Below are 15870 nucleotides of genomic sequence, written 5' to 3'. Positions count from 1 at the left end.
TCACTGACCTTTCGGTGAACGAGTGGAGGTGGTGGAGGAGTCCTCGCGGATACCGATGGCCTGGCGCGGGCATGCACTCACGGCCGAGTGCGCCTTGGGCCACAAAGCTTCCGGTGGTGTCTCGTTGCACGTCGCGATGTCGTCGTCGGCGAGTTCGAAGATCTCGGGGGCGATCTCGACACACAACGCGTGGGCCTCGCACATATCGCGATCGATGTGCAGGTGCTTCGGTGGTCCCGTCATCGGGCGCTCCAAAGGGTGAAGTCGGGCCCGGACGGCGAGAGCACGCATTCGGCGTGAATGCCGTCCGATGTACGGTGAGTAACGGTGTTACCGGCGTCACGGTAACTCTGTTATCCGAGGACGGCAAGGGAATTGGTAGAAATGGAGAACACCATTTTGCGCGACGGCGAGGACCGACTTCTCGACAGCGTCGTAGAACTGCTCGACGAGGGAGGATTCGAGGCGGTCCAGCTACGCGAGGTGGCCCGCCGCGCACGCATATCGCTGTCGACCGTCTACAAGCACTACGCCACCCGCGACGTCCTCATTCTTGCCGCGATCGAGCGCTGGATGGAGAGCAACCACTCGGCCCTCGTTCCGCAGACCCGGCACGCGGACGAGCCGTTGCACCCGGCCATGATGAGAGTCCTGCGCGCGATCTTCGAGCCGTGGGAGAAGCACCCGCACATGCTTCTCGCCTACTTCCAGGTGAGAGCCGCACCTGGCGGCGAAGGACTGCACATGCGGGGCTTCGATCCGGTCGTCCCTGTAGGCATGGCGGTCCTGTCCGACGTCGACCCCGGCTTCGTCGCCGAACTGAGGTCCATCCTGTCGAGCGTTGTCTACGGTCTGGTCGGACGCTGCCGCGACGGCGACATCGCCATCCACGACATCATGCCCACCATCGACCGGACGGTCTTCTGGCTCACCACCGGGTACGAAGCGACGCTCAGGGGCAGCGAGTCGTGAGCGCGGCGCGGTCTCTCGAACGTCAGGACGGGCCGGCCAGTAGTGCTTGCTCGACCGCCGAGTCCACCCCGTCGAACCAGGGTTCACCGTGGCCCGGCAGAACGGTGCCGGCAGCGGTCTCCGCGAGAGCCGACAGCGACGCCAGAGCCTGAGCGCTGTCGGTCGTCGCGGCGCCCGCGACCACGTGCGGTCCTGTTTTACAGGTGTACGGGTCGAGGGTGACGAGGGCGTCGCCCGAGATCACGGTATTCCGGTCCGGGAGGTGGAGGGCACAATGCCCGAATGTATGACCGGGCGTGAAGACCGCTCGAGGCCCACCGGGAACATCGAGCCGAGCGCCGGTCTCGAACGGGGTCGTATCCGGGAGGCCCCGGACCCCCAACGCCCCCGCTGCCGTCATCCGGCCGAGGACCAGGAGTGATTTCGGGTAGCGGAAGGGATAGAGCAGGCGCGCACGCTCCGGCTTGTACCGGTACGGATGCGCGGCGAGATACTGCTCCCGCCGATGTGCCCACACCGGAACCCGCCACGCGCGGTGCGCACGACGCGCCGAACCGACGTGGTCGAAGTGCGCATGCGTCAGCACGATCGCACGCACGTCCTGCGGCGAGCGTCCGATCTCCCGCAGGGCGGATTCGATGTGGCGGAAGGTCGCGGGAAAACCCGTGTCCACCAAGGTGACACCGTCGTCGTCCTCGACCAGATACACGTTGACGTGAGCGTGCTCGATCCTGTGCACGCCGTCGGCCACATTACGTTCGAACATGGGTCCTCCTCGGTCGGACGGGTGTCGTACACGTGCGGGCGTCAGTCCTCGGGATTCTCCTGCGCCCGTTGTCCACGCAGTTGCCGCGCGGCGTCGCCGGCACCCTCCTGATCGAGCGCGCCGAACATCTTGTCCACCTTGGCACCCGGAGCCCGCGGCGGCAGCAACGGTGTCGCGGGATCGGTCACCGCCTGGATCACCACGGGACGATCGGCGGCGAGCGCCGCGCGCCACGCGTCGTCGATGTCCTCGGGCCGCTCGATGCGAATGCCTTCGAGGCCGAGCAGCCGGGCATAGTCGGCATACGGAAACACCGGTACGTCCTGTGAGGCCGGGATGCGGGCGTCTCCCTCCATTTCTCTTTGCTCCCACGACACCTCGGCAAGGTCTCCGTTGTCGAGCACGAGGACGACGAACCTCGGGTCGGCCCAGTTGCGCCAGTGGTGGGCCACCGTCACGAGTTCGGAGTTGCCGCTCATCTGCATTGCACCGTCGCCCGCGAGCGCGATCACGGGTCGATCCGGCCGGGCGAGCTTGGCAGCGAGCCCGTAGGGAAGCGCGGACCCCATCGACGCCAGTGTGCTGGACAGGTGCGCCGGCACGCCCCGGGGCAGCCGCAGCATCCGCGCATACCAGTACACGACCGAACCGACGTCGACAGCGACCTGAGCGTCCGACGGCAGGTGGTCGGACAGCGTGGCGACAACCGCCTGCGGATTGAGCCGCTCCGGCTTCTCGGCGCAGCGCGCCGCCGCGATCTGCCGCCAGTCCTGCACCATGTTCGCGACTTCGTCGCGCCACGGGCGCCGGCTCTGCTCGAGTCGCGGAAGCAATGCCCGCAACGTCTCGGTCGCGTCACCGGGAAGCGCCACCTCGATGGGGTACTTCGCACCGAGATTCCTGGACTCGATATCGATTTGCACGGCCCGGGCCTGCCCGGGCGCGGGGTAGAACTCGGTCCACGGGTCGTTGCTGCCCACGATGAGCAGGGTGTCGCACCCCGCCATCAGGTCGGCGGATGCGGTGGTACCGAGGTGACCCATCACCCCGCAGGCCCACGGCTCGGTCTCGTCCACCACCGGCTTACCGAGCAGCGACGTGGTGACGCCGGCACCGAGTCGCTCTGCCACCTCCGCAATCTCGGCCGCGGCACCGTAAGCGCCCTGACCGACGAGCAACGCCACTTTCTCACCGGCGTTGAGTACGTCCGCGGCCCTGTCGAGATCGGTCTCGGCGGGAATCACGCGTGGCGAAGCGAAGGCGGCGGTGCTGGGAACGAACCCGTGCGCGTGTTCGCGTTCCGGTTCGTCCGCCTGCTGGATGTCGTGCGGCACGATGACACAGGTGGGGCTGGAGGTGGCTCGGGCGGTGCGGAACGCATTGTCGAGCGCGGGCCCGAGCTGCTCGGGACTGTCGATGCTCTGCACGTACTGGGCGCAGACGTCCTTGAACAAGGTGGGCAGTTCCACCTCCTGCTGGTAGCCGCTCCCCTGTGCGGAGGTGACCACCTGGCCGACGATCGCGACCACCGGTTTGCTGTCGAGCTTCGCGTCGTAGAGGCCGGTGAGGAGATGGATTGCGCCGGGACCCTGGGTCGCGAGGCACACCCCCACCTCACCGGTGTATTTGGCGTGGCCGGTGGCCATGAACGCCGCCATCTCCTCATGGCGTGCCGTGACCAACTCGATGTGGTCGGATGCGCGGTCGAGCGCGGCGAGGACGGGGTCGATCCCGTCCCCGGCGTACCCGAAGACCCGGCGCACTCCCCAGTCCTTCAGCCGGTCAACGATTCCGTCGGCCACATTGGGCATACGCGTCTCCTGTTCTGCGGTCGGGCGAGCGGATCGCGGTTCGGGTTCCCGGTGCAACAGCACCGAAACCTCACCACCCGTCCTGTCCGAGAAGCCGAGAAGGCGGAGGCGCGCGGGATTACCGCGGGCTGTACATGATCATCGCAACGCCCACCAGACAGACGAGCGCGCCGGACACATCCCACCGGTCCGGCCGGAATCCGTCCACGACCATGCCCCAGGCCAGGGAACCGGCGACGAACACACCGCCGTACGCCGCGAGAATGCGTCCGAAGTTCGCGTCCGGTTGCAGGGTCGCCACGAATCCGTATGCACCCAGTGCGATCACACCCGCGCCGACCCAGACCCATCCCCGGTGCTCACGCACTCCTTGCCACACGAGCCAGGCGCCGCCGATTTCGAACAGCGCGGCGACAGCGAAGAGCAGCAGGGACTTCAGGATCGTCACGGCGACACCCTAATGCTCGCCGGTACCCGGCGAGTCTCCGCCGTGACCGGAATCAGGGTGCGTCGGTCACAGTTCGTCGATGGAGACCACGCCGTCCTGCAGCGCGCGGGCCAGGAGCGAGGTCTTCGTGGGCGCGGCGCGGCCCACGCGTGCGTACTTCTCGCGAATGCGCACGATGTGAGTGCTCACGGTGGCCGCAGTGACGTACAGGCGCGAGGCGGCCTCGGACTTGGATTCACACACCAGCCACTCGCGAAGGATCTCGATTTCACGGGCCGTCAGTGCCGGCTTCCGGTAGGTCGGGGTCTTGTCGAGCATGCTGGTCATGGCGTATCCCTCTGTAGGCAACGATCGACCGAGCACGATCCCCCGACGAATCCTTCTCGGTCGGGAGAACGCTACAGCGAGATACCGGTCGCCCCCAGCCCCATGTTCTCCTGCCCATGAAACGAGGGGCATCGTCAGTTCCGCGTAGTCGATGGTCCTCCGGTGGACACCAGGGCGCCGAGGGACACCGAGCGGCCCTCACGGTCGAGTTCGATCCGGCGTACCTCGGCGTCGCCTCGCAGCAGCACGGTCACCAGCGCAGTACGTCCCGGCGGAAGAACCCGCACGGTCGCCGATCCGGTCCATACGGTGTCCAGGCAGTCCGCCACCGCACGATGCACCCGATGACGCACCGACGCGGGCGTGTCGTCCATTCCCTTGTCGTCGAGCATGACCACTTCCACTCCCCGCAGGCGCGCCGCCTGCGCGGCTTCCACGACCGCGGGATCCTGCAGCGCGGGCGCCCGCAGCATGTCTCGCAGACGTGCTTCGAGGAGCGCGCACTTCGTTCGGTCCTCGTCCCTGAGCGCCTCTCCGGACGCGAGGAGCGCGAGCATCGGCCGGGCCAGAGCATCGAGCCGGTCGAGTTGCGCGTCGCGTTCCTCGAGAAGGGCGGCGGTGGCGGATTCCCGTGCGACCCGGCGCGTGGACTGCTCTCGAAGGACGTAGATGGAGCGCGCCAGCGGCCGGATCGTGTACGCGAACACCGTGCCCATGAGCACCGGTCCGGCATTGATGACAGACACGCCCAGGGCGTAGGCCGCTCCCGGTCCTTCCGTCGCTCCCCACACCGCCGCGGTGAGGAGCATCAGAATCAACCCGATCCACGCGAGGAGCGTGCGCCCTCGCACACACATGAACACCAGGATCGCTGCGGACATCCCGAAGGTCCACAGGTGCACGGGCTGCTCCGTGGGGCCCGGCGGGACCACCGAGAAGAGAGCACCGCACGACACCGCTCCGGTACACATGAGTGCCAGCGCCGGGCGCAGCGGCAACGGGTCCCCTTCGACCCTCACGAGCACGAAAGCCGCCGCCACGCACACCAGCACCGCAACGGCCATCGGCCAGACGGACTCGACACGGTCGACGTTGTACGCGGCGAGCACGACGCAGGTCACCGCATACAGTCCCGCGAGCGCGCGCGCAGCCGTGCTGTGCATGTGCAGAAGGTCCGAGACGGTCGCATTCGCACCGGTCACGTCGTCTCCTCCCGCCACGACAGGGACACCATGGTTCCGGCCCCGGGCACCGTGCGCACGTCCGCGGTTCCACCGGGAAGCTGGTTCATCCGCGCACGGATACTGACACTGACCCCGAGGCGGTTCTGCGCCACGACGTCCGGGTCGAAACCGCAGCCGTCGTCGACGACACGGACGTCCAGCCTGCCCGGCCCGGCGTCGATCACCACCGACCGCGTCGCGTCCGGTCCGGCGTGCCGCACGCTGTTGCGGACGGCTTCCCCGAGCGCCGCAGCGATGACGCGGACCGGTTGCGCCGGAAACAGCGCCTTCTCGTCGCCGGGCGAGATGCACGAGGAGACAGCGACTTCCTCGTCCGATTCGACGGCAGCGGTGCGCAGTCGGGACACGGCCACGTGCGCGGCCATCATCTCGTCGTCGTCGCCACGGCGTCGGAGATTGTCGAGTTCGGCCAGCGCTCGTGCCGCCTGGGGAACGACGGATTCGTCGGGTGCACGACGGGCCGCCGCGAGCAGCGTCGACATCACCCGATCGTGGACGAGTGCAGCGAACCGTTCACGTTCGCGGTTCCGAGCCTCCAGCGCGGCGGTGACTGCCACTTCGGCGTGGGTCGCGGCAACAGTCTCGTCGAGCGTGCGCCCGGTGCCGAGACCCACCACGGCCGCCGCGAGAAAGACGGTGCAGAAAACGAGTCCGAACGCGACGTCAGGGAGAAGGTTCTGTACGAACGGAGCATCTCGGACGGTGTGATCGGCGCCCTGTGCGAGCAGGATCGCACACACCATGTGCAGGAACGCCCAGGGCGGCCGCCAGGCCACCGCGGCCGCGAACGAGGCGAGTCCGGGGAAAGAACTGAACCACAGGGTGTGGTCCTGCGGGACAACCGATCCGTTCCAGGCGGGGAACCACAGAGCCAGCGCCACGAGGTAGAGGATCGCGTTCGCCGCCGCGAACTGCTTCATGCGGTGAGCACCGCTCCACGACGCGGAGAAACCGAACGCTGCGCTCGACCCGAAGATCAACGTCACGGCCACCGGAGTCCACCACGCGGCGGTCAGATCCGCCTGCCCGATCACCTCGCCGAAGACCAGCAAGAGATAGCAGACGTATCCGATTGCGATGAAGCGCGCGAACATTCGCACGAGGCGATCGGCGGCCGCGGTCCCAGCGCCGGAGATCCGGTCAGCCACGACGACGGGCATCGTGGCGCTCCGGAATCGGCAGCCACCCGTCCTCGATCGCACGCTTGTACAGGTCGGTCTTGGTGGGAGCGGGCCGGCCGGCTTCGGCATACTTCGCCCGAATCCGTTGCAGATAGTCGTTGACGGTTTGCGGGGCGAGCCCGGTCAACCGCGCGACACGATCCAGCTTCTCCCCCGATGCGTACAGTTCGAGCACCTCGAGCTGCCGGGGACTGAGGCCGACATCGCCGAGTTCGGGATCACCGTCGATCGCAGCGGCCCACTCGGTGCTCGCGATCTGCCCACCATTCGCCGCGACCCGGATCGCCGCGACCACCACCGCGGCGGGTTCCGACTTGCGGACCACGCCGAGAACTCCCGCGCGCGCCGCGGACCGCAACAGAAAAGGGTTCTCGGCACCGGTGAAGATGAGGGTTTCGAGTCCTACCGCCCGCAACTGTTCGACATTGTCCTTCGGCGACGACCCGTCGGCCAGCCGCAGGTCCAGCACGGCGAGATCGAGGTCGGTGTGTTGTGCGAGCAGTGCGGCCACTGTCGGAGCCGCACAGACGAGATCGAGATCCGGCTGGTCGGCGAGCATCGCCGCCAGTCCCAGAGCCACCGACTCGTGGTCTTCGACAAGCCCGATCCGGCGGACGGGAGCAGAACTTTCGGCCATGACAGCCCTCCCGATTGCCTGATGTCGTATGCAGAACGAACGGTATCAGCCCGCGTCGGTTCCTTCTCTGCGCACGGACGCCGGGTCGAGATCGTCGCGCAGCCCTTGCCAACTCGTGTGCCTGAGCCGGCCACCGTCCGTCCACCCCTGAAACCGCACTTCACCCACCAGTTCGGGACGTAGCCAGACCGCGTCTCGGCTCTCCGCCCGCGGCACCTCGTCGGAGAACGGGCTCGACTTCCGCACCAGCCTCCGCATCGCGGTCGTCAATTCGGTGAGGGTGTGCTCGTCGAATCCGGTGCCGACCTTTCCCACGTACACGAGACGGTCGTCGTCGTACACCCCGAGCAGCAAAGATCCGAAAGTCGCGGAGCGATTGCCTTTTCCCGGCTGGTAGCCGCCGACGAGAACCGATCGGGTGAGCCAGTTCTTCTCCTTGATCCAGGCGCTCCCCCGCTTTCCCGGCAGATACACCGAGTCGCGACGCTTGGCGATCACACCTTCCCAGCGCGCGTCCCGGCTGCGACGGAGTGCCTCTGCCCCGTCACCGGGCAACTGGTCGGGGACGAGCAGCCCGCCGGTCGCGGCGGCGAGAGCGCCGAGCACCCGGCGCCGGTCGTCGTACGTCTTGCGCAGCAGTGACACCCCGTCCAGGTAGAGCACGTCGAAAACCCGGTACTCCGCTTTCACCCCTTGCTGCAGGCGCGAAAAACTGGTGACGCCTTGGGGATCGACGGCCACGATCTCACCGTCGAGCACCGCGTCGTGGCCTTCGAGGATCGTCGCCAACTCGGCGAGCGGAGGGTATTCCCCCGTGATGTCGCGTCCCGATCTGCTGTGAAGGCGCAATGTGCCGTCGCAGACCTCGGCAATCGCACGATAACCGTCCCACTTGCCTTCGAAGGCCCAGTGTTCGGCGTCCAAGCCGGCTACCTCGCCGGGAGTCGCCAGCATCGGAGCGATGTCGCGCGGAAACACGGACGCGCGGGCACCCGACGACTGTTCCTTCATACGGTGTGCCAGCCACTGGTCCTTCTCGGTACGGATCAGTGCGTACCGTCCGTCTATCCGGGTTCCGTGCAGGTGGACGATCACCTCGTCGTCGCGCCACTTCTCGGTCTCGTAGGTGCCGGTGTCCCAGATGGTCATGGTCCCGCCGCCGTATTCGCCCTTCGGGATCGTGCCGTGGAAGGTGAGGTATTCGATCGGGTGGTCCTCGGTGTGGACGGCGAGATGATTGCGACCAGGACTGTCGGGCAGGTTCTTCGGGACGGCCCACGATGCGAGGACCCCGTCGCGCTCGAGCCTCAGATCGAAGTGCAGTCGCCGGGCATGGTGTTCCTGGATGACGAACCGGTCGCCGGAGCCGTCCCCCGCAATACCGCGCGGCAGGGGTTCGGGAGTGCGCGAGGCGTCGCGTTTGCTCCGGTACGCCTCGAGCGCGTCGGAGGAACCCCGGGTATCGAGTGGCGGATCGAGGCCTTCGAGCAGGTCGCCGTATTCGCCGAGGCGGTCGAGCACCTCGTCGAACCGGAGGTGCCGCAGGTCCGGGTCGTCGAGTTCGTCCCACGCGCGCGGCGCCGCGACCCACGGCTCCTCGCGTCCACGCAGCGAATACGGTGCGACGGTGGTCTTCGCCCCGTTGTTCTGGCTCCAGTCGACGAACACCTTTCCGGGCCGCACCGACTTCGACATCGTGGCGGTCACCAGGTCGGGGTACGCGGACGCGAGGTTGGTCGCGACCTGCTTGGCGACGGTCGAGGCCCCGGAGGTGCTCAGTATCCGATCGAGCGGGACATACAGGTGAATCCCCTTGCTGCCGCTCGTGACCGGATACGCCGTCCAGCCCAGTTCCGCCACGGTGTCGCGGACGTACCGGGCCACGACCGCGCATTCGGGTAGGCCCGCTCCGGGCCCCGGGTCGAGGTCGAACACGATCCGGGTGGCGGGACCGGCGTGGTCGTCGTCGAAGCGCCATTGCGGAACGTGCAGTTCGAGCGCGGCCTGTTGCCCGAGCCAGACGAGGCTCGCAGCCGAATCGAAGAGCGGGTACGTGACCCGGCGTTGCTTGTGGTGCAGCGTGCGGCGGTCGATCCATACCGGGGCGTGCTCGGCGAGGTTCTTCTCGAAGAACGCCGGTTCGTCGACGCCGTTGGGCCAGCGTTTCCGGGTACCGGCCCGGCCCACCACGTGCGGAAGCATCGCGTCGGCGACGGCCTCGTAGTAGGCGATGACGTCGCCCTTCGTCGTGCCGGTCCGCGGATACAGCACTTTGTCGGTATTGGTGAGCGTGATGCGGTGCCCGTCGACCGTGCGTGTCGGCATCACCTCATAATGCCGTGCCCGTGCCCGGATCGGCCGGATTGCGGACGAGTTCAGTCCCGTACGCGCAGATCCACGGGCTGGCCGTCGGAGGGGAACGGCAGGGACGTGAAATTCAGTGGCGCGACGTAGCCGGGGTCGACATCCCAGTCGAAGCGCAGCAGCAGGTGATGCATGATCGCTTTGATCTCGGCGCCGGCGAAGTGCATTCCCAGGCATTTGTGCACACCTCCGCCGAAGGGCTCCCAGGCGTACCGATGCACCTTGTCTTCGCGCCGGTGCTCCGCAAAGCGTTCGGGGTCGAATCGTTCGGGGTCCGGCCAGTACTGCGGCATGTGGTGAGTGAAGTGCGGCGCCACTGCGGCGTACGTTCCCGCGGGCACGAAATGCCCCTGCACCTCGGTGTCGCGCACCGCCCGGCGCGCCATGACCGGCACGGGGGCAACGATACGGAGGCACTCCTTCATGACCAGATCGAGACCGACCAGACCGTCGAGGTCCCCGTAACCGGGTGTCGATGTGCCCAGTGCGAGCGACTCCGCCCGGCACCTCTCCCGCCACTGCGGATGCTGACCGAGGTACTGCATCATCGTGGAGAGGGTGATCGTGGACGTGTCGTGCGCGGCCATGAGCAGGAAGATCATGTGGTCGACGACCTCGTCGTCGCTGAAGCGTTGTCCTGCTTCGGATTCGATGTGGCAGAGCACGGAGAACAGGTCGTCGGTCTCGTGGGTGCGGCGCGCCGGGAGGTACCGGCGGAAGAACTCTTCGAGGAGACGGCGGCCGTCGAGTCCCCGCTTCCACCGCGTGCCGGGGACGGGATAGCGGATCACCGAGGTCGCCGCTTGGACGCAGTCGACGAAAGCCTTCTTGATTGCGTCGATCTCACGCTCGGTACTGCCTTCCGCCCCACCCATGAAGATGTCCGTGGCGAGATCCAGCGTCAGGGTCTTGAGTTCGGTGTAGGCACGGAACCCGTCGGTGGGCACCCACGTGTCGAGTGCGGCACCGATGGCCGGGTGGAGGGCGTCGACCGTCTTCTCGAGGCGTGAGCGAGTGAACGCCTGCTGCATGATCCGGCGGTGCCGCAGGTGTTCGTCCGAGTCGAGCAGCATGAGGCCGCCGTGGAAGAAGGGGCCGATCAGCGCCGACCACCCGTCGCTGTTCACAAAGGCCCGATCCTTGTTCTGGAGCACTTCCTGGCACGCGTCGGGACCGAGGACGGCAACCCAGCGCCGGCCGATCATCGTGAACCACGAGACCTCGCCGTAGGTGTCCCACCGCTTCTGCATCATCGTCAGCGGATCGCGGATGTACTCGAGCGCGTGGCCGACGAGGGGCGGACCCGCGTGGCCCGGGATCGGCTGCAACTGCGAGTCGGCGGGTGGAGCGGCCAGGATCTTCGTCACGATGAACCCTCATTCCCGAATTGATCTGACAGGACGCTCTGTCAGATGTTTGTAGTGTGTGTCACACCGATCCCGTCTGTCAAGATCGGGGTATGACATCCCCTACGCCCCGCCGGTATGCGGGCCTGACCGGCGAGCAGCGCGCGGCATCACGGCGCGAGAGCCTGCTCGAGGCAGGGCTGGAGGTGTTTGCGGCCGCCGGGCAGAGCGGCGCCACCATGACCGCCATCTGCGCGCAGGCCAAACTGACCGAGCGCTACTTCTACGAAAGCTTCACCAGCAGAGACGAATTGCTACAGCAGGTGCTGGACCGGATCGCCGACGAGATCCGCGACGCCGGCCTGAGTGCACTGCGGACGAGCGCCGGAACGCTCGAGCAGCGCGTGCGCAACGCGATCACGGCATTCGTCACCATCCTCACCGACGATCCGCGCAAGGGACGGGTCGCGATGATCCAGTCCGCTGCGTTCGAGCCTCTGCGCTCGCATCGACGCGCGGCACTGCGCGGATTCGCCCAGATGGTCGCGGACGAAGCGACGCTGATGTACGGGGACCGCGCGTGGCCCCCGCACCAGGGCGAGATCAACGGACTGCTGTTCGTCGGCGGCCTGGCCGAACTGGTGACCGCGTGGCTGAACGACGAAATCGCGATTACTCCCGAAGAAATCGTCGACGCGGCGACTCACCAGTTCACGTCCACGGCCCATCGCTGACATAGCCCGGCTCCTGGGGTTGTTGCCCTCCGCCGCGATCGTTCACAAGCGACTCGCGACAGTGCTACGTTGCGCACACGACCGCGGAGGGAGCCGCCGTGTCCACACGTACTGTCGCTCGCCAATGCACCCTGTGCGAAGCGCACTGCGGAATCCTCGTCACCGTCGACGACGACAGGGTCACCCGCATCGAGGGGGATCCCGACGACGTGCTCTCACACGGGTACATCTGCCCGAAGGCCACCGCCCTCGCAGATCTGCACTACGACCCGGACCGGCTGCGTCGCCCGATACGGCGGGTCGGCGACAGCTTCGAAGAGATCGGCTGGGACGAGGCGTTCGCCCTCGCAGGAAACCGGTTGCGCACCATCCAGCGACGGCACGGCCGCGACGCGATCGCGATGTACCTGGGCAACCCCGCGGCACACAGCTCCTCTGTCCTCTACGGGATCGCCCTGCGTATCGCCCTCCTCACCAGGAAGTTCTACTCGGCGTCCTCGATCGATCAATTCCCGCAGGAGTTCGCAGCGTGGAAGATGTTCGGCTCGAACGTATTGATGCCGATCGCAGACGTCGATCGCACCGACCGCCTCCTGATCCTGGGGGCCAACCCCGCGGTGTCCAACGGCTCGGTCACCACCATGCCCGACGCCCGCGGACGCATCGCCGCGATCCGTCGCCGCGGCGGCTCGGTGGTCGTCGTCGACCCGCGGCGCACCGAGACCGCGCGGCTCGCGGACGAACACGTCGCGGTATCTCCGGGCGGCGATCCGTACCTGCTGCTCGGAATGCTGCACACGATCTTCGCCGACGGTATCCGCCAGGCCCCCGGCACCGTGCCCCTGGCCGGCACGGAGGAATTGGCCCAGCTGGTCGCGGCCTGCACACCCGACAAGATGGCGCCGCACGCCGGGGTGGACGCGGACACGATCCGACGACTCGCCCGCGACCAGGCTTCGGCACGGTCCGCGGTCGCATACGCCCGCATCGGTGTCTGCCATCAGGTCACCGGCACCCTCACCCACTGGCTGGTGAACACCCTCAACGCCGTGACCGGAAATCTCGACCGGCCGGGCGGCCAGATGTTTTCCTCACCTCCGATCGACGCGGCGCGTCTTCTGCGGCGACTCGGTTCCGGATACGGCATGTGGAGCAACCGCACCGGCGAGCACAAGTCGTTCCGCACGGAACTGCCGGTGGTGGGCTTGGCGGACGAGATTCTCGGTGACGCACAGGATTCCGCCGGTCCGGTACGCGCTCTGGTCACCTACGCCGGAAACCCGGTGCTGTCCACCCCGCACGGCGGCCGTCTCGACGAGGCCCTCGACAGCCTCGACTTCTTCGTCGCGGTCGACATGTACCTCACCGAGACATCCAGGCACGCCGACCTGATCCTTCCGCCGGTATCCCACCTCGAACGGGACGAGTTCGATTTCCTGTTCCCGGTCTTCTCCGTCCGGAACAACGCACGGTTCAGCGCACGGGTGTTCGAACCTGCGGCCGACGCGCTCGAGGACTGGCAGATCATGTCGCGCCTGACCCTCGAGGTACTTCCGCTTCCCTTCCGCAGCTGGTCGGCTCGTCCTTTCCGCGCTCTGCTCGGCCGACTCAGCCCACTACGGCTGAGCGCGTTCGGCGTCCTGGCAGGACCGCACGGAGTCCTGCGTCGCGGGCGTCGAGGATTGACACTCGGGCGGATCCGGCGCGCCCGCGGCGGAATCGACCTCGGGCCGCTGCAACCACGGCTCCGGTCCCTGGTGGCTACGCGGGATCGCCGCGTGCACGTGGCGCCGCCGGAGTTCGTAGAGGAGACACGTCGCCTGCTCACCGACGCCGAGAACGGCTCCCGGGAAGAGGAATTCGATCTCCGGCTGATCGGGCGACGCCACCTGCGATCGAACAACTCGTGGTTGCACAACGTTCCGACCATGGTGAAGGGCCGAGACCGGTGCACGGTCCTGATGCATCCCGACGACGCGGCGTCCCGGTCGCTCGTGCACGGTCAGCCGGTGACAGTGCGCTCCCGAATCGGGAGCATCGTGGTGCCCGTCGAGGTCAGCGACGAAATCCGAGCCGGCACGGTCGCCATCCCGCACGGGTGGGGTCACGCTGAGAAGGGTGTCGGCTGGTTCACCGCCGCCGCGCATCCCGGCGCCAACGTCAACCTGCTGCACGACCCGGCAGTCACCGATACGTTCACGGGCAATGCCGCGGTGAACGCGACGATGGTGAACGTCGCCGCGACGGCTTCTCCTGCTACGTCGAGAGCCTTGTAGTACGTCGTGACGGCTGGTACGTCGTCACGGCGTCGTTCCTAGCTGCCGCCGTATATCGGGAACACGCTCGACGCGCCGTAGTCCCGGGCACGAAGTTCCCGGAGCGCAATCATGTCCGATTCCGCGATCACGAAGTCGACGTCGGCGTTGGAGCGCATGTGGTCGGGGTTCTCGGTCTTCGGCAGTGACACGGCGCCCAGCTGCAGCGTGTACCGGATACACAGCTGCGGCACAGAAACGCCGTACTTGCCGGCCATCGCCTGTACATCCGGATTGCGCAGGATCTCGCCGTGTGCGATCGGCGAGTACGCCTCGACGAGGATGTTCCTGTCGTCGCAAAAGGCCATCAACTCGCTCGGCGTGTTGCCCGCGTGCACCAGTACCTGGTTCGCGTGCGGGACGGAAGCACTACCCTCCAGGAGCTTTTCCAGGTCTTCCTGCAGGAAGTTCGAGACGCCGATCGCCCGGAGCTTGCCTGCCCGATGGGCGTCCTCCAGCGCGCGCCATGCTTGGCGGTTGCCGTCGGTGTAGTCGCCGCCGCGGAAGTCTTTCCAGGGTTGCGGGCTGTGGATCAGCATCAGGTCGATGCGTTCGAGACCGAGCGCATCCAGCGAGCCGTCGATCGCGGCCGCGGCAGCGTCGTAGTCCTTGATCTCTGCCGCCAGTTTGGTCGAGACGAACAGTTCCTCGCGTCCGATTCCGGAGGTGCGGACGCCCTCACCGACGCCGCGCTCGTTCCCGTAGGCCTGCGCGGTGTCGATGTTGCGGTAGCCGATCTCGAGTGCGGCTCGCACCGCGTCGGCGGCCTTGTCGTTGTCGATGAACCAGGTGCCCAGGCCGAGCTTGGGGATGGTTACGCCGTTCGAAAGCGTGTAGGTCTCGTTCAGGATGCTCATGTTCTCGCTCCGTTCCTCGACAGCCCGCCGTACACCTCGTCGGTGGCGGTCGGAGCCATCGGCTGCCGTTCTCGCCGCCTGCTGACAGCGACGTGCGGGAACCACGAATCCGCTCGGGCGCCGTGCGCGTCACGGGGGCATGCGCCGGACTCTGCCTGTACTCCCGCACTATCAAGCTTCCCCGCACGGAGGGCGTGGTGTGCATGATCGGCGAACAACGGAGCTGCATACGCCGCGATCATGACCGGCGACGAGGCAGCACCACGGCGAGAGCGCCGAAAGAAGGCAGGTGCGGCGCAAAAAATGCGGCGCAGAAGAATGGCGGGAGCGTGCCCGGTCAGCCGTAGAGTCGCGCGAACGTGTCGAGCGACGCCTGCAGGTCGCCCTGAAGCGCGCGAGCGACTCCCGACCCTATGGGTCCGAACAGCGGCGCTCCCCCGAGGTCGATCTTCATCGTCAGACGAGAGCCTTCGCCGGCGGCGGTGACGGCGAGTCGCATCGAGAACTTCGTCCCGGCCTTGCCCGTCCCGCGGAGCACCACGTGGTGCGGTGCGTCGAGTTCCACGACCGTCCACGTGACGCGGTTGCGCAGGCCCTTGACCGAGACCACCGATTGCAGTGTCGTGCCCGCGGTGAGGGTGTCCGGGAGTTCGCTGCGCCAGCCGTCGTGGATGGTCAGCCACTCGTCGAAGCTCTGCAGCCGGGATGCCTTCTCCCACGCACGGTGCGGGTCCATGGGGAGTTTTGTCGACACCTCGAGTTTTGCCATGAGCGGCAGCCTAGACGACCGGCACTGTGGCGGGCCGTACGCGACCCACGGGCCGGGCGCGGCCCCGCGGCGGCGGGGCCGGGGCGGGGGCCGCGCGCG

Annotated in this window: 15 protein-coding genes; 3 read left to right on the top strand and 12 right to left on the bottom strand. The window is 67.3% G+C overall.

The window, feature by feature from the left end:
* On the bottom strand, positions 1-243 hold the full coding sequence (locus tag TVH25_RS08710; RefSeq protein ID WP_169621118.1) for a ferredoxin: 243 nt from the start codon (positions 241-243) through the stop codon (positions 1-3).
* A gap of 141 nt (positions 244-384) precedes the next feature.
* Here TVH25_RS08710 and TVH25_RS08705 point away from each other — a divergent pair, with 141 nt between their 5' ends.
* Positions 385-972: a TetR family transcriptional regulator gene (locus TVH25_RS08705; protein WP_169651864.1), complete on the top strand. Its 588-nt coding sequence runs from the start codon at positions 385-387 to the stop codon at positions 970-972.
* Positions 973-994: 22 nt separating this feature from the next.
* On the opposite strand, the gene TVH25_RS08700 is transcribed toward TVH25_RS08705, so the two are convergent.
* The 9 genes from TVH25_RS08700 to TVH25_RS08660 all read right to left on the bottom strand — a co-directional run bounded on the left by TVH25_RS08700 (position 995) and on the right by TVH25_RS08660 (position 11117).
* The gene (locus tag TVH25_RS08700; RefSeq protein ID WP_296549407.1) at positions 995-1738 is read right to left on the bottom strand and encodes an MBL fold metallo-hydrolase; all 744 of its coding nucleotides are present in this window, start codon (positions 1736-1738) and stop codon (positions 995-997) included.
* A 41-nt stretch (positions 1739-1779) separates the two neighbouring features.
* Positions 1780-3549: a thiamine pyrophosphate-requiring protein gene (locus TVH25_RS08695; RefSeq protein WP_422423843.1), complete on the bottom strand. Its 1770-nt coding sequence runs from the start codon at positions 3547-3549 to the stop codon at positions 1780-1782.
* 118 nt (positions 3550-3667) lie between these two features.
* On the bottom strand, positions 3668-3997 hold the full coding sequence (locus TVH25_RS08690; RefSeq protein WP_169621122.1) for a YnfA family protein: 330 nt from the start codon (positions 3995-3997) through the stop codon (positions 3668-3670).
* Positions 3998-4063: 66 nt separating this feature from the next.
* Positions 4064-4324 carry a LuxR C-terminal-related transcriptional regulator gene (locus tag TVH25_RS08685; protein WP_169621123.1) on the bottom strand — a complete coding sequence of 87 codons (261 nt, stop codon included), beginning with the start codon at positions 4322-4324 and terminating at the stop codon, positions 4064-4066.
* A 134-nt stretch (positions 4325-4458) separates the two neighbouring features.
* Positions 4459-5526 carry a hypothetical protein gene (locus TVH25_RS08680; RefSeq protein WP_169621124.1) on the bottom strand — a complete coding sequence of 356 codons (1068 nt, stop codon included), beginning with the start codon at positions 5524-5526 and terminating at the stop codon, positions 4459-4461.
* Positions 5523-6728, bottom strand: a complete 1206-nt coding sequence (locus tag TVH25_RS08675; protein ID WP_422423842.1) for a sensor histidine kinase — start codon at positions 6726-6728, stop codon at positions 5523-5525. Before TVH25_RS08675 ends, TVH25_RS08680 begins: the two co-directional genes overlap by 4 nt.
* Positions 6709-7386, bottom strand: a complete 678-nt coding sequence (locus tag TVH25_RS08670) for a response regulator transcription factor (protein WP_169651867.1) — start codon at positions 7384-7386, stop codon at positions 6709-6711. Before TVH25_RS08670 ends, TVH25_RS08675 begins: the two co-directional genes overlap by 20 nt.
* A 45-nt stretch (positions 7387-7431) precedes the next feature.
* Positions 7432-9711, bottom strand: a complete 2280-nt coding sequence (locus TVH25_RS08665) for an ATP-dependent DNA ligase (protein ID WP_422423841.1) — start codon at positions 9709-9711, stop codon at positions 7432-7434.
* A gap of 50 nt (positions 9712-9761) precedes the next feature.
* Positions 9762-11117, bottom strand: coding sequence for a cytochrome P450 (locus TVH25_RS08660; protein ID WP_169621128.1), 1356 nt, complete (start codon positions 11115-11117; stop codon positions 9762-9764).
* A gap of 92 nt (positions 11118-11209) precedes the next feature.
* Between TVH25_RS08660 and TVH25_RS08655 the strand changes: the two genes are divergently transcribed.
* Positions 11210-11830: a TetR/AcrR family transcriptional regulator gene (locus TVH25_RS08655; RefSeq protein WP_422423840.1), complete on the top strand. Its 621-nt coding sequence runs from the start codon at positions 11210-11212 to the stop codon at positions 11828-11830.
* 98 nt (positions 11831-11928) lie between these two features.
* Positions 11929-14106, top strand: coding sequence for a molybdopterin-dependent oxidoreductase (locus TVH25_RS08650; protein WP_422423839.1), 2178 nt, complete (start codon positions 11929-11931; stop codon positions 14104-14106).
* Between the two features lie 38 nt (positions 14107-14144).
* On the opposite strand, the gene TVH25_RS08645 is transcribed toward TVH25_RS08650, so the two are convergent.
* Positions 14145-15002, bottom strand: a complete 858-nt coding sequence (locus TVH25_RS08645) for an aldo/keto reductase (RefSeq protein ID WP_422423838.1) — start codon at positions 15000-15002, stop codon at positions 14145-14147.
* A 337-nt stretch (positions 15003-15339) separates the two neighbouring features.
* Positions 15340-15771 carry a type II toxin-antitoxin system Rv0910 family toxin gene (locus TVH25_RS08640; protein ID WP_296549413.1) on the bottom strand — a complete coding sequence of 144 codons (432 nt, stop codon included), beginning with the start codon at positions 15769-15771 and terminating at the stop codon, positions 15340-15342.
* Positions 15772-15870: the final 99 nt, after the last annotated feature.

The sequence above is a fragment of the Rhodococcus sp. 7Tela_A2 genome (assembly GCF_049311045.1).
Taxonomy (GTDB): domain Bacteria; phylum Actinomycetota; class Actinomycetes; order Mycobacteriales; family Mycobacteriaceae; genus Rhodococcus.
Note: the sequence above shows the minus strand (reverse complement) of the source record. Positions and strands in the feature narration are given on the sequence as shown.